The 13,177-nt window shown below is 72.4% G+C and carries 8 protein-coding genes; 5 read left to right on the forward strand and 3 right to left on the reverse strand.

Annotated features, from left to right (window positions below):
- The first annotated feature begins 143 nt into the window (after positions 1–143).
- The gene (locus tag I2W78_RS32320) at positions 144–1,280 is read left to right on the forward strand and encodes a glycosyltransferase family 4 protein (protein WP_196463778.1); all 1,137 of its coding nucleotides are present in this window, start codon (positions 144–146) and stop codon (positions 1,278–1,280) included.
- Positions 1,281–1,295: 15 nt separating this feature from the next.
- Here I2W78_RS32320 and I2W78_RS32325 read toward each other — a convergent pair whose 3' ends face one another.
- Positions 1,296–2,942: a PucR family transcriptional regulator gene (locus tag I2W78_RS32325; RefSeq protein ID WP_196463779.1), complete on the reverse strand. Its 1,647-nt coding sequence runs from the start codon at positions 2,940–2,942 to the stop codon at positions 1,296–1,298.
- Positions 2,943–3,165: 223 nt separating this feature from the next.
- Here I2W78_RS32325 and I2W78_RS32330 point away from each other — a divergent pair, with 223 nt between their 5' ends.
- Positions 3,166–4,692 (forward strand): APC family permease, encoded by a 1,527-nt coding sequence (locus tag I2W78_RS32330; RefSeq protein ID WP_196463780.1) that lies wholly within the window; start codon positions 3,166–3,168, stop codon positions 4,690–4,692.
- Between the two features lie 6 nt (positions 4,693–4,698).
- Here I2W78_RS32330 and I2W78_RS32335 read toward each other — a convergent pair whose 3' ends face one another.
- Both I2W78_RS32335 and I2W78_RS32340 read right to left on the reverse strand, forming a co-directional pair.
- The gene (locus I2W78_RS32335) at positions 4,699–6,075 is read right to left on the reverse strand and encodes an FAD-binding oxidoreductase (protein WP_196463781.1); all 1,377 of its coding nucleotides are present in this window, start codon (positions 6,073–6,075) and stop codon (positions 4,699–4,701) included.
- 84 nt (positions 6,076–6,159) lie between these two features.
- Entirely contained in the window at positions 6,160–7,962 is a 1,803-nt protein-coding gene (locus I2W78_RS32340) for a glycoside hydrolase family 15 protein (protein ID WP_196463782.1), read from the reverse strand.
- A gap of 502 nt (positions 7,963–8,464) precedes the next feature.
- Between I2W78_RS32340 and I2W78_RS32345 the strand changes: the two genes are divergently transcribed.
- The 3 genes from I2W78_RS32345 to I2W78_RS32355 all read left to right on the forward strand — a co-directional run bounded on the left by I2W78_RS32345 (position 8,465) and on the right by I2W78_RS32355 (position 13,102).
- A complete protein-coding gene (locus I2W78_RS32345) occupies positions 8,465–10,114 on the forward strand; it encodes a CTP synthase (protein ID WP_196463783.1) in 1,650 nt (549 codons plus the stop codon).
- A 125-nt stretch (positions 10,115–10,239) separates the two neighbouring features.
- A complete protein-coding gene (locus I2W78_RS32350; protein ID WP_196463784.1) occupies positions 10,240–10,866 on the forward strand; it encodes an NUDIX domain-containing protein in 627 nt (208 codons plus the stop codon).
- A gap of 172 nt (positions 10,867–11,038) precedes the next feature.
- The gene (locus tag I2W78_RS32355; protein WP_196463785.1) at positions 11,039–13,102 is read left to right on the forward strand and encodes a tetratricopeptide repeat protein; all 2,064 of its coding nucleotides are present in this window, start codon (positions 11,039–11,041) and stop codon (positions 13,100–13,102) included.
- The last annotated feature ends 75 nt before the right edge of the window (positions 13,103–13,177 follow it).

A 13,177-nucleotide genomic window follows, 5' to 3' on the forward strand; every position in this document is an offset into this window, starting at 1 on the left:
TTGCCGGAACGGCCGTACGTCCTGGCATCCTTGGGCGGGAACGCGGAGGAAGTCGCGCGGTACACCTCCTCCGCCGCATCCTTCTGTACGTTTCTCCGTGACCGTCGTGACCGTCCCACGCCGAACCCAGGAGCCCCGGCCACGTGACCCCCGCGAGCAGCCACTCTCCGCACGGCCAGTCGACGCTGCGCACCGTGCAGGTGCTGGGCGGAGGCAACGCCGGCAGCAGCGCACACGTGCGCTCGCTGGCCGCGGGGCTCGTCGCGCGGGGCGTGCGAGTCACGGTGTGCGCCCCCGCCGAGGCCGATCGCACCTACGACTTCAGCGGCGCCGGCGCCGAGCATGTGCACGTGCCGCGCAGCAGCGACCCGGGGTCGGTGGCGGCACTGCGAGCCGCCTGCACCGGCGCCGACCTGGTGCACGCGCACGGGCTGCACGCCTCGTTCCGGGCCGTGCTCGCCCTGGCCGGACGGCGCACCCCGCTGATCGTCACCTGGCACAGCCGCGCCCACGCGGAGGGGGCGCGCGCCCAGTTTCTGCGCCTGCTGGAGCGCCGGGTGGTGCGGGCGGCCGCCGTGGTGCTCGGCACCACCTCCGATCTCGTCGACCGGGCACGGCAGGCGGGTGCGCGCGACGCCCGGCTCGCCGCCGTCGCCCTGCCCGGGCGCCGCACGGTCGCCGAGTCCGACGAACCCGACCCCGCGCGCCCCAAGATCCGGGCCGAACTCGGCGCCATCGGACGCCCGTTGCTGATGGCCGTCGGCTCCCTCGACCCGCAGCGCGGCTACGACGTCCTGCTCGACGCCGCCCGCGCCTGGCGGGGCCTCGATCCCGTGCCGCTGGTCGCCATCGCGGGCGAGGGGCCGCTGCGCACGGTGCTGCAGCGCCGGATCGAGGACGAGGCGCTGCCGGTGCGGCTCATCGGACGGCGCGACGACGTGGGCGAGCTGCTCGCGGCCGCCGATCTGGCGCTGCTGCCGAGCTGGTGGGAGTCGCGGTCCGTGCTGGCGCAGGAGGCCCTGCACGCGCGCGTGCCGCTGGTCGCCACCTCCGTCGGCGGTGTCCCCGAACTCGTCGGCGACGCGGCCGAACTCGTCCCGCCCGGGGACGCGCAGGCGTTCGCCGACGCCGTCGTACGGCTGCTCGGCGATCCCGGGCGGCGGGAGCTGCTGCGGGAGAAGGGGCAGCGACAGGCGGCGACCTGGCCGACCGAGGACGAGACGGTCGCCCAAGTGCTCAGTGTGTACGACGAGTTGACGCAGCCCCGGCCGCTGATCTGACCGGCCGCTCCTGGTCTAACCGACGCCGCTGACCTGACCGACGTGCCGGCGGGCCCGCAGGGCGAGGCTCAACGCCAGTACCGTGTGCGGGTCGTCGAGGTCGGTGCCCAGCAACTCACCGATGCGGGCGAGGCGGTTGTACAGCGTCTGCCGGTTGAGGTGCAGCTCGCGGGCCGTCTCCGCCTTGCGTCCCGCGTGTGCGAGGTAGGTCTCCAGGGTGGGCAGCAGGGGCGGCCTGGACCGGCTGTCGTGGTCCCGGACCGGCCCGATCGCCCGGTCCACGAACGCCGCCAGGTCGGGATGGTCCCGCAACCGCCACAGCAACAGGTCGATGTCCAGGCGACGGGCGTCGTACCAGGGTCGGTCCGTGAGCCCCTGTGCGGCGGTCGCCGTCTCCGCCGCGTGCCGCAGCCCCGCCGACGCCGCCGCCCAGCCACCGGCCACGCCGACGACCACGATGGGCGGCTGCGCCCCCGGACGCTGCATCCCGGCCCGCTCCACACCGGCCCGCAGCGCCGCCGCGACCCGGTCGGCGACCGCCGAGCGCTCCGACTCCGAGCGCAGACCGAGCAGCACCAGGACACGGCCCTCCACCGGCCGTACGCCGAGCAGGACCGGCACGCCCACCGAGGCCAGCTCCTCCGAGACGGCGCGCGCGAGCACCGCCCAGCCGCCGCCGGGAGAGAGCGCGTCGCCGAGTCGCATCACCACCGGCAGCAGCGGGCTGCCGCCCGGCTTGAAGCCCAGCACCCGCGCCTGCGCCGGGGCGTCCTCGGCGGAGATCCGGCCCTCGGCGAGGTCGGTGAGGAAGTCGCCGCGCCCGCGCGCGGCCAGCTCCTCCTCCTGGCGGGCCTGCATCAGCACCACGGCGAGGATGCCCGCGGTTCGCTCGGCGGCGATCCGGTGCACCGGCGCGAGCGGCGCACGAACCGGCAGCAGCGCCAGCCTCGCCCGCACCGACCCCGTCCCCGGCCCGCCGCCCGGCACGTCCACCAGCACCGACCCGGCCGGCGGGGCGTCCTTGTGCTGGCCGCGCAGCCCCTCCCACACCTGGAGCGGTTCCGCCCCCTCCGGCCCGGCCCCGGCGGCGTACAGCAGCTGGCCGTCCGTGGTCTCCAGGAAGACCGGGTTGCCGCTGAAGTCGGCCAGGATGCCGAGGACCTGCGGGATGCCGCCGCCGCCCAGCAGGGCCTGAGTGCAGCGGCGGTGCACCTCCTCGGCGCGCTGGAGCAGCGCGTAGTGGCCGTTGACGATCTCGGTGTGGATCTCCTCGGTGACCGTCACGAACGGCACCTCGCGGTGCAGCTGGACCAGCGGGAGCCCGGCCGTGCGGGCCGTCTCGACCAGCGCGGCGGGCAGGCGGGTGAAGCGGGGGCCGAGCTCGACGACGAGGGCCGCGATGCCGCGCTCGGCCAGGGTGCGGACGAAGGCGCGCTGGTCAGCCGGGCGGGTGCCGAGGCCGTACCCCGTGGTCAGCAGCAGTTCGCCGCCCTTCAGCAGCGAGGCGATGTTCGGCACCTCGCCCGCGTGCACCCAGCGCACGGTCCGCTGCAGCCGCTCCGCGCCCGCGAGCACCTCCGGGAGCCCGCTGCGCAGGCCGGGCAGTTCCAGTGCCCGTTGAACGGTGATCCCGGCGCCCGTGCTGTCGAATCGGCTGTCCATGCAGCGGACGCTACCCGCGCCCACGTTCCGGCGACATCTCCGGGCGGTTTCGGGAACGATCACCGGGCCGCGCGGCGCGACATTCCGTCGTCTCCCGCGCCCCATTGCGCTACCGCGTGCCGATTGTGGCGTCCGTCACTGCCTCGCCAGACTGTGGCATCCGCGGGGGCAACCCCGTTGGATCTTCGGTTTTCGTCGTGGCAGGGCCCGGAGAGGGGCGGGAATGGCAGAGACACCCAAGGGCGCGGCACCCGGGCGCGAAGTCCAGCGGCTCAGGGCGAACTCCGTCGGCCTGGTCGGCGTCGTCTTCATGGCCGTCGCGACCGCAGCGCCGATCACCGCGATGACCGGCAACCTGCCCATCGCCGTCGGCTTCGGCAACGGCACCGGCGCACCGGCCGGCTATCTCTTCGCGACGCTGGTGCTGACGGTGTTCTCCGTCGGGTACGTCGCCATGGCCCGCCGGATCACCGCCGCGGGCGCCTTCTACGGCTACATCTCGCACGGCCTGGGCCGCATCGCCGGCATGGCCTCCGGGATGCTCGCGGTGCTGGCGTACGTCGTCTTCGAGGCGTCCATCGTGGGGGTGTTCTCCTACTTCGCGCGGACCACCGTCCACGACCAGCTCGGCGTCGACCTGCCCTGGATCCTCTACGCCGCCGCCATGCTGCTGGTGACCGCCGTGCTGGCGTACTTCGACATCAACCTGACCGCCAAGGCCCTCGGCGTGATGCTGATCGCCGAGATCGCGGTGCTCTTCGCGGTCGCCACCGCCGTCCTCCTGAACGGCGGCGGCCCGGACGGCATCCCCGTCGAGCCCCTCGACCCGGCGAACGCCTTCACCGGCACCTCCGCCGGGCTCGGACTGTTCTTCGCGTTCTGGTCGTGGGTCGGCTTCGAGTCGACGGCGATGTACGGCGAGGAGTCCCGCGACCCCAAGCGGGTCATCCCGCGCGCCACTCTCGTCTCCGTGGTCGGCGTCGGCGTCTTCTACATCTACGTCTCCTGGATGACGATCGCGGGCAACGGCCTGGCCGGCTCGGTGAAGGTCTCCTCGGGGACCAGCCCGCTGGACCTGTTCTTCGACCCGGCGCGCTCCTTCATCGGCGCCTGGGCGGTGGACGCCTTCCAGTGGCTGCTGATCACCGGCTCGTTCGCCTGCGGGATGGCCTTCCACCAGTGCGCGGCCCGCTATCTGTACGCCGTCGGCCGGGAGGGGTTCCTGCATCCGGCGCTGGGGCGTACGCACGTGAGGCACGGCTCGCCGTACATCGCGTCCTTCGCGCAGTCGGTGATCGCGGTCGTGCTCGTCGGGGCGTTCTGGCTGACCGGCCAGGATCCGTACGTCCACCTGTACACGCTGCTGGCCATCCTCGGCACGATGGCGATCCTCATCGTGCAGACGCTGTGCTCCTTCGCGGTCATCGGCTACTTCCGCCGCAACCACCCCGAGGACCGGCACTGGTTCCGCACCCTCACGGCTCCGCTGCTCGGCGGGGTCGGGATGATCGCGGTCGTGGGGCTGCTGGTGACCAACCTGGACGCGGCGGCCGGTACGGCGGCCGACTCGGTCTTCTTCAAGGCCATCCCGTGGATCGTGGGGCTGGTCTTCTTCGGCGGGCTCGGGCTCGGCTGGTACCTGAAGGCGCGGCGGCCGGAGCGCTACGAGGTCATCGGCCGGATCGTCCTGGAGGACGCGACCGAACGCACGGACGACGACGCTGTCACCGAGGCCTCCGCGACGGTCTGAACAGGCCTACAGCGGCCGGATGTTGTGGTTGAAGCGGAAGACGTTGTCCGGGTCGTACCGCCGCTTCAGCGCACCCAGCCGCCACATGTTGTGGGGGCCCAGGCCGGCCCGCACCCGGTCCCGTCCCTCGTCGCCGACGAAGTTGAGGTGGACCGCGCCGGTGCTCCACGGCCGGACGGCGGCGCGCACGTCCCTGACCCAGCCCATGCACCGCTCGTCGTCCGCGGGGTCCGCCCAGCTGCCGAAGGGATGCACGGCCCAGGCCGCGTCCCGGTACGACACCGGGTGGTCGGCCGGGGCGTCGGCGACCGCGCCGCCCAGCGGGAACAGCGTGTGCCGGGTGGCCGTCGGCACCGGCAGGGAGTCCGCGAGGGCGCAGAAGACGTCCACGAAGTCGTCCGGCGCGCCGGACAGATACTCCGCCGACCAGTGGTTGCGCAGGCCGGGCGGGGCGTCTAGCAGGCACTGGGCGTCGGCGTACGGGAGCGCGGTGACGACCTCCGACTCGTGCGGCAGCGCCAGCAGCGGCTCGGCCACCTTGCGCAGGTCCTCCTCGGACCCCGCGTACGTCAGCAGCACACAGCACAGCGGCCGGCCGACCAGCGGCGGCGGTACGAACTCCGCGCGCGGGCCGCACTGCCAGACGACGGCGCCGCTCGCCTCCAGCGGGCCGGAGTCGATGACCTCCCGGTAGGTGCGGATCGCCTCGCGGGCGTGCTCCGGGAGGTACAGCACGAGGGCGAGGGCGAACTCCGGCACCTCGTACAGCTTGAGGGTGAGCGCGGTGACGATGCCGAAGTTGCCGCCGCCGCCGTGCAGGGCCCAGAACAGCTCCGGGTTCTCGTCGGCGCTCGCGTGGGTCCGGTCGCCGTGCGCGGTGACCAGCTCGACGCCGAGCAGGTTGTCGGCGGCGAGGCCGCAGGTGCGCTCCAGCCAGCCGCTGCCGCCGCCCAGCACGCAGCCTGCGACGCCGGTGGTGGAGGCCCGCGCGCCGGTGGTGGCCAGGCCGTAGGGCTGGGTCGCGCGGTCCAGGTGGCTCGTCGTGGCGCCGCCCTCGACCCGCACGGCCTCTGCGGCGGGGTCGACGGTCACGCCGTGCATCCGGCGCAGATCGACGACCAGACCGGCGTCGTTCGTCCCCATGCCGGCGACGCTGTGCCCGCCGCCGCGCACCGCGATGTTGAGGTCCAGATCCCGGCCGAACCGCACCGCCCGGACGACGTCGGCCTCGTGCGCGCACCGCGCGATCACCGCCGGCCGCCGGTCGATCATGGCGTTGAAGACGGCCCGTGCCGCGTCGTAGCCCGGATCCCACGGGGCGAACACGTCGCCGTCGAGATCCTCGCGAAGGTCGACGAGGGCTGTGTGCGCCTTGGAGGACATGGCCCCCCTTCCCTGTAAGGGCGGGTGCGCTTCCAGCCTAGGCGGGCACAGCCCGTGCGGCGTGCTTAGCGGTCGTGGGCCCGCTCAGCCGCCGTACGCCCCCGAAGCCGTCAGGCGCAGGGCCGTGTCGATCAGGGGGACGTGGCTGAAGGCCTGGGGGAAGTTGCCCACCTGGCGCTGCAGGCGCGGGTCCCACTCCTCGGCGAGCAGGCCGAGGTCGTTGCGCAGCGACAGCAGCTTCTCGAACAGCTTGCGGGCCTCGTCGACGCGGCCGATCATCGCCAGGTCGTCGGCCATCCAGAACGAGCAGGCGAGGAAGGCGCCCTCGTCGCCGGGGAGGCCGTCGACGCCGGCGTCCTCGCCGGAGGTCGGGTAGCGCAGGATGAAGCCGTCCGGCGTGGACAGCTCGCGCTGGATGGCCTCGATGGTGCCGATGACCCGCTTGTCGTCCGGCGGCAGGAAGCCCATCTGCGGGATCAGCAGCAGCGAGGCGTCCAGCTCCTTCGAGCCGTAGGACTGCGTGAAGGTGTTGCGCTCCTTGTCGTAGCCCTTCTCGCACACGTCCCGGTGGATGTCGTCGCGCAGCTCCTTCCAGCGCTCCAGCGGGCCGTCCGCGTCGCCGGACTCCAGCAGCTTGATCGTGCGGTCGACGGCGACCCAGGCCATGACCTTGGAGTGCACGAAGTGCCGGCGGGGGCCGCGCACCTCCCAGATGCCCTCGTCCGGCTCCTGCCAGTGGTCCTCCAGGTAGCGGATCAGCTTCAGCTGCAGCAGCGAGGCGTAGTCGCTGCGGGCCAGGCCCGTCATGTGGGCCAGGTGCAGGGCCTCGGTGACCTCGCCGTACACGTCGAGCTGGAGCTGGTGGGCGGCGCCGTTGCCGACGCGGACCGGCGCGGAGTCCTCGTAGCCGGGCAGCCAGTCCAGTTCCGCCTCGCCCAGCTCGCGCTCACCGGCGATGCCGTACATGATCTGCAGGTTCTCCGGGTCGCCGGCGACCGCGCGCAGCAGCCACTCGCGCCAGGCGCGGGCCTCCTCGCGGTAGCCGGTGCGCAGCAGCGAGGACAGGGTGATCGCGGCGTCCCGGAGCCAGGTGTAGCGGTAGTCCCAGTTGCGCACGCCCCCGATCTCCTCCGGGAGCGAGGTCGTGGGCGCGGCGACGATGCCGCCCGTGGGCGCGTACGTCAGAGCCTTCAGCGTGATCAGCGAGCGGACCACCGCCTCGCGGTACGGCCCGTGGTACGTGCAGTGCTCGACCCACTCGCGCCAGAAGTCCTCCGTCGCCTCCAGCGACTGCTCGGGTTCCGGCAGCGGCGGCGGCTGCTTGTGCGAGGGCTGCCAGGAGATGGTGAACGCGATCCGGTCGCCGGGCGCGACCGTGAAGTCCGCGTACGTGGTCAGCGCCTTGCCGTAGGTCTCGGTGGAGGTGTCGAACCACACGGAGTCCGGGCCCGCGACCGCGACCGTGCGCCCCTCGTGCTTGTGCACCCACGGGACGATCCGGCCGTACGAGAAACGCATCCGCAGCGCCGACCGCATCGGCACCCGCCCCGAGACGCCCTCCACGATCCGGATCAGCTGCGGGGCACCGTCACGCGGCGGCATGAAGTCGATCACGCGGACCGTGCCGCGCGGGGTGTCCCACTCGGATTCCAGGATCAGCGAGTCGCCGCGGTAGCCCCGCCGGGCGGCGGTCGGCGGCTCGGCGTCGGCGGCGTGCGCGGGGCCGATCCGCCAGAAGCCGTGTTCCTCGGTGCCCAGCAGACCGGCGAAGATGGCGTGCGAGTCGAAGCGGGGCAGGCACAGCCAGTCGACTGTGCCGTCCCGGCAGACCAGGGCAGCGGTCTGCATGTCTCCGATGAGTGCGTAGTCTTCGATGCGCCCGGCCACGTGCAACTCCAGTCGAACGGCCACGTCGCCCCACAGGGGGCTTTCGCTAGTGCGGTCAAGGGGTCGTTGTAATGCGTCGTTGAGCTGTGAAGTAAAACCGTCGCTCTGCCCGGAGGCAAAACGACCGTCGTTGCTCAACGATCTGACGAGCTCGTGTTGTTCCGGTGCTTACGGGCGGGGGTGGTGCCGTGTTGCCGGCCGGCTCGGCAGCGAGTGTCCGAGCAGGATACGACGCACGTAGATGATCTGCGTGCCGCTCCGGGCAACGCGCCTGCGCCGAACGAGTGAGCACCGGGTGAGAAACAGGTGAGCGGTACGCGTACGTGGCGGGCCGTGCGCGCAGAGTGGCCGGGCGCCATCGGGCCCTGGCGCTGTTACCCTGGTAGCCCGTGGACCGGTGGGCTTGAAACCCCCGAACCGCAGCGACGGCACCCCCGGCACCGCCCGGCACGGCAGCCGCACCGCACCCCCAGACCGAGACCACGGGAGCCTCCTCTTGGCCATGCCGCCCAAATCTTCGACGACCAAGCACATCTTCGTCACCGGGGGTGTCGCCTCCTCTCTCGGCAAGGGCCTGACCGCCTCCAGCCTCGGCATGCTGCTCAAGGCCCGGGGTCTGCGCGTCGTGATGCAGAAGCTCGACCCGTACATCAACGTCGACCCGGGCACGATGAACCCCTTCCAGCACGGTGAGGTGTTCGTCACCAACGACGGCGCCGAGACCGACCTGGACATCGGCCACTACGAGCGCTTCCTCGACCGCGACCTGGACGGCTCCGCCAACGTCACCACCGGCCAGGTCTACTCGACGGTGATCGCCAAGGAGCGGCGCGGCGAGTATCTGGGCGACACCGTGCAGGTCATCCCGCACATCACCAACGAGATCAAGCACCGCATCCGCCGCATGGCCACCGACGACGTCGACGTCGTCATCACCGAGGTCGGCGGCACGGTCGGCGACATCGAGTCGCTGCCGTTCCTGGAGACCGTCCGCCAGGTCCGGCACGAGGTCGGCCGCGACAACGTCTTCGTGGTGCACATCTCGCTGCTGCCGTACATCGGCCCCTCGGGAGAGCTGAAGACGAAGCCGACCCAGCACTCGGTCGCCGCCCTGCGCAACATCGGTATCCAGCCGGACGCCATCGTGCTGCGCTGCGACCGCGAGGTGCCGACCGCCATCAAGCGCAAGATCTCGCTGATGTGCGACGTCGACGAGGCCGCCGTCGTGGCCTGCCCCGACGCGCCGTCCATCTACGACATCCCCAAGGTCGTGCACTCCGAGGGCCTGGACGCCTACGCCGTCCGCCGCCTCGACCTGCCGTTCCGGGACGTCGACTGGACGACCTGGGACGACCTGCTCGACCGCGTCCACAGCCCGAACCACGAGATCACCCTCGCCCTCGTCGGCAAGTACATCGACCTGCCCGACGCCTATCTCTCGGTCACCGAGGCGCTGCGCGCGGGCGGCTTCGCCAACAAGACCCGCGTGAAGATCAAGTGGGTCACCTCCGACGACTGCCGGACCCCGGCCGACGCCGAGGCGCAGCTGTCCGACGTCGACGCGATCTGCGTCCCGGGCGGCTTCGGCGACCGCGGCGTCTCCGGCAAGGTCGGCGCCATCCAGTACGCCCGCGAGAACCGGATCCCGCTGCTCGGCCTCTGCCTCGGCCTGCAGTGCATCGTGATCGAGGCCGCGCGCAACCTGGCCGGCATCGCCGACGCCAACTCCACCGAGTTCGACCCGGCCACCTCCCACCCGGTCATCTCCACCATGGCCGAGCAGCTCGACATCGTCGCCGGTGAGGGCGACATGGGCGGAACGATGCGCCTGGGCATGTACCCGGCCAAGCTGGCCGAGGGCTCCATCGTGCGTGAGGTGTACGACGGCAAGGAGTACGTCGAGGAGCGGCACCGGCACCGCTACGAGGTGAACAACGCCTACCGCTCGGAGCTGGAGAAGAAGGCAGGCATCCTCTTCTCGGGCACCTCCCCGGACGGCAAGCTCGTCGAGTACGTGGAGTACCCGCGCGAGGTCCACCCGTACCTGGTCGCCACCCAGGCCCACCCGGAGCTGCGCTCCCGGCCGACGCGTCCGCACCCGCTGTTCGCCGGGCTGGTGAAGGCCGCGGTCGAGCGGAAGAACTCGAAGTAACACACCAGTTGTACGGTGGCCGGGGTGCATATCTTCAAAGGTGAGCACCCCGGCTGTTTTTTGCACATCTGGTTTTTGCACGACTGCTTTTTGCACGACTGGCGGTACCTCCGGAAGGACAGGGCATGACGATCAGGGACACCCGCGAGGAGTGGGAGATCCGGGCGACGGACACCCCCTTCGTGGGCAACAAGACCTCGGTCCGCACGGACGACGTGGTCATGCCCGACGGCACGGTCGTGCGCCGCGACTACCAGGTCCACCCCGGCTCGGTGGCGGTCCTCGCCCTCGACGACGCCGGCCGGGTGCTGGTGCTGCGGCAGTACCGGCACCCGGTGCGCCAGAAGCTGTGGGAGATCCCGGCCGGCCTGCTCGACGTGCCCGGCGAGAACCCGCTGCACGCCGCCCAGCGCGAGCTGTACGAGGAGGCGCACGTCAAGGCCGAGGACTGGCGGGTGCTGACCGACGTCTACACCACGCCCGGCGGCTGCGACGAGGCCGTGCGCATCTTCCTCGCCCGCGGCCTGTCCGACGCCGAGGGTGAGCGGTTCGAGGCCGAGCACGAGGAGATCGACCTGGAGCTCGCGCGGGTCCCCCTCGAGGAGCTGGTACGCGGCATCCTGGCCGGTGAGCTGCACAACACCTGCCTGGTCGTGGGCGTGCTGTCGCTGGTCGCCGCGGAGCGGGGCGACGGGCTCGACGCGCTGCGTCCGGCGCAGGCGCCGTGGCCGGCCCGCCCCTTCGAAGCCTGAGCCGCCGTCCGGGGCACCCGGATCCTCCGGTGTGACGATCGCCTGATCCGATCGGGGGATGTGCCCGCCGTGCTCCGCCCGGTTCGTCGCAGAGCGTGAACTAGGCTCTTGAAACGCCCGAACCGGAGTCCCGGCGGGCTTTTGCGCGTGTGGTGGGACGGGAGTGTGGCCCGTGACGGATCAGGCGGTGGACACAGACGGCGTACAGGTGCCGGGCAGGTCTGCGAAGAGCCAGTTCCTGGGCCGCACACGGGAGTTGAAGGAACTGCGCGCCGACATCGAGCGTGCGGGACTGGACACCCTCTCCGGCCGCAAGGCCCCACGCGCGCGCGTACTGCTGATCGCGGGCCGCCCCGGCTCCGGCCGTACGGCCCTCGCCGAGGAGCTGGTACGACAGGTCGCCGGCCGCTACCCGGACGGGGTGCTGCGCGCCCGGCTCAGCGAACCCGACGGCACCCCCGTACCGGTCGCCCGCACCGCGGCGGACCTGCTCACCGCCCTGGACCTGCCGACCCCGCCCGGGGCCGCCGAGGACGACCTCACGGCGGCGCTCCGTGAGGCCCTGACCGGCCGCCGGGTCCTGCTCCTGCTGGACGACGCGGCCGACGCCGAGCAGGTCGACGCCCTGCTCCCGGACACCCCGGACTGCCTGGTCGTCGCCGTCGCGCAGGGTCCGCTGACCGGTATCTCGGACGTCCGCCCGTGCACCCTCGGCGGCCTCGACACCAAGTCCGCCGTCGAACTGCTGTCCCAGCACACCGGCTCCGTCCGGATCACCGTCGACCCACGGGCGGCGGAGGGACTCGTCGAGGCGTGCCAGGCCCAGCCCGCCGCGCTGGTGCTGGCCGGCGGCTGGCTCGCCGCCCGCCCCCAGTCGGCCGTGGCCGACCTCACCAAGCAACTGCACGCCGAGAGCCAGGACGGGACACCGCTCAGCCGGGTCTTCCGGTTGGTCTACTCCTCGCTGCCCGGCTCCGCCGCCCGGATCCTGCGGCTGCTCTCCCTCGCCCCCGCCGGCTGCATCGACCCGCACACCGCCTCCGCGCTCGCCGGCTGCTCGGTCAACGGCGCCCGGCACACCCTGGACGACTTCGTCGCCCTCGGCCTGCTGCGCAGCAGCGACCCGCAGCTGCCGGAGTACGAGGTGCCCGGCTGTCTGCACCCGCTGCTGCGCGCCGTCACCGAGGCCGAGGACCGCCCCGCCGAGCTGCAGCTGGCCCGCGCCCGGCTGCTGGAGCGGACGGTACGGCTGCTGCAGTCCTGCCGGGCGATCACCGAGACGGACAACCCGCAGGCCCGCGAGAAGCTGGCCGGCACCCCGCGTGCCCTGCGCTTTCCCAGTCCCCGGGCGGCCGCCGACTGGCTGCGCCTGCGCCGCCCGGCCCTGCTCGCCTCGGCCCGGCTCGCGGTGGCCGACGGGGAGCTGGACACGCTGGCCCGGCGGCTGATGTCCCAGCTGGTGCGGGCGATGGTGGCCCACTTCGGGATGCAGGCCGCCGCCCCCGACCTGTACGGCATCCACCGGCTCGTCCTCGATGTGGCCGTGCGCCGGGATCTGCCCCGGGAGCAGGCGGCGGCGCTGCTGAATCTGGGCGATCTGGACGCCAGGACCGGCCGGACGGCCGACGCCCTGGCCCGCTACCGGGCCGCGCTGGACGCCGGGCGCCGGGCGAACGACCCGTATGCGACCGGTCGCGCGATGGAATCCGTAGGGGGCGCACACCAGGAGCTCGGGGATCACGACCGGGCCGCCGACTGGTTCGGCCGGGCCCTGGCCGAGCGCTTGGCCCGCGGGGAGCGCGAGGAGGCCGCCCGGCTGTACGGCCGGATCGGGACGGCGTACACCTACGCGGGCCACTACGGCGAGGCGCAGCGCAACTGGCGGGCCGCCATCGCCGGGTACCGGAAACTGGGCGACGTGGCCGCCCATGCCCGGGCGTTGAGCGAGTTGGCGCGGGTGCAGGAGTACGCGGGGCGGCCCGAGGAGTCGCTGCGTACCTGCCAGGAAGCCGTCGAGTGGGCGCGGCGCGCGGAGGACGCCCGGCTGCAGGCCGCGCTGCATCTGCGGCTGGCCGACACGCTGGAGCATCTAGGTGATCCGACGGCCGCCCTGCTGCACCGCAGCGCCGCCGAGCGCATGCTGGGGGATGAGATCCAGGAGGCCGAAACGCCAGATCCAGCCACGGAACAAGCCGCTAACGCCTGCGAAATCCGTAGTACATCCGCTGAAGATTGATGCAATGAAAGGCTAGACAGCGGGAACGCCTTCATTAGACTGGCTCTGCCGCACGTTCTCCTGCGGTGTCTCCCG

Origin of the sequence: Streptomyces spinoverrucosus (genome assembly GCF_015712165.1) — a bacterium.
Taxonomy (GTDB): Bacteria; Actinomycetota; Actinomycetes; order Streptomycetales; family Streptomycetaceae; genus Streptomyces; species Streptomyces spinoverrucosus_A.

Coding starts and splice junctions, on each gene's coding strand:
- I2W78_RS32350 (WP_196463784.1), top strand. CDS start 10,240: ATGACGATCAGGGACACCCGCGAGGAGTGGGAGATCCGGGCGACGGAC.
- I2W78_RS32335 (WP_196463781.1), bottom strand. CDS start 6,075: ATGTCCTCCAAGGCGCACACAGCCCTCGTCGACCTTCGCGAGGATCTC.
- I2W78_RS32325 (WP_196463779.1), bottom strand. CDS start 2,942: ATGGACAGCCGATTCGACAGCACGGGCGCCGGGATCACCGTTCAACGG.
- I2W78_RS32330 (WP_196463780.1), top strand. CDS start 3,166: ATGGCAGAGACACCCAAGGGCGCGGCACCCGGGCGCGAAGTCCAGCGG.
- I2W78_RS32345 (WP_196463783.1), top strand. CDS start 8,465: ATGCCGCCCAAATCTTCGACGACCAAGCACATCTTCGTCACCGGGGGT.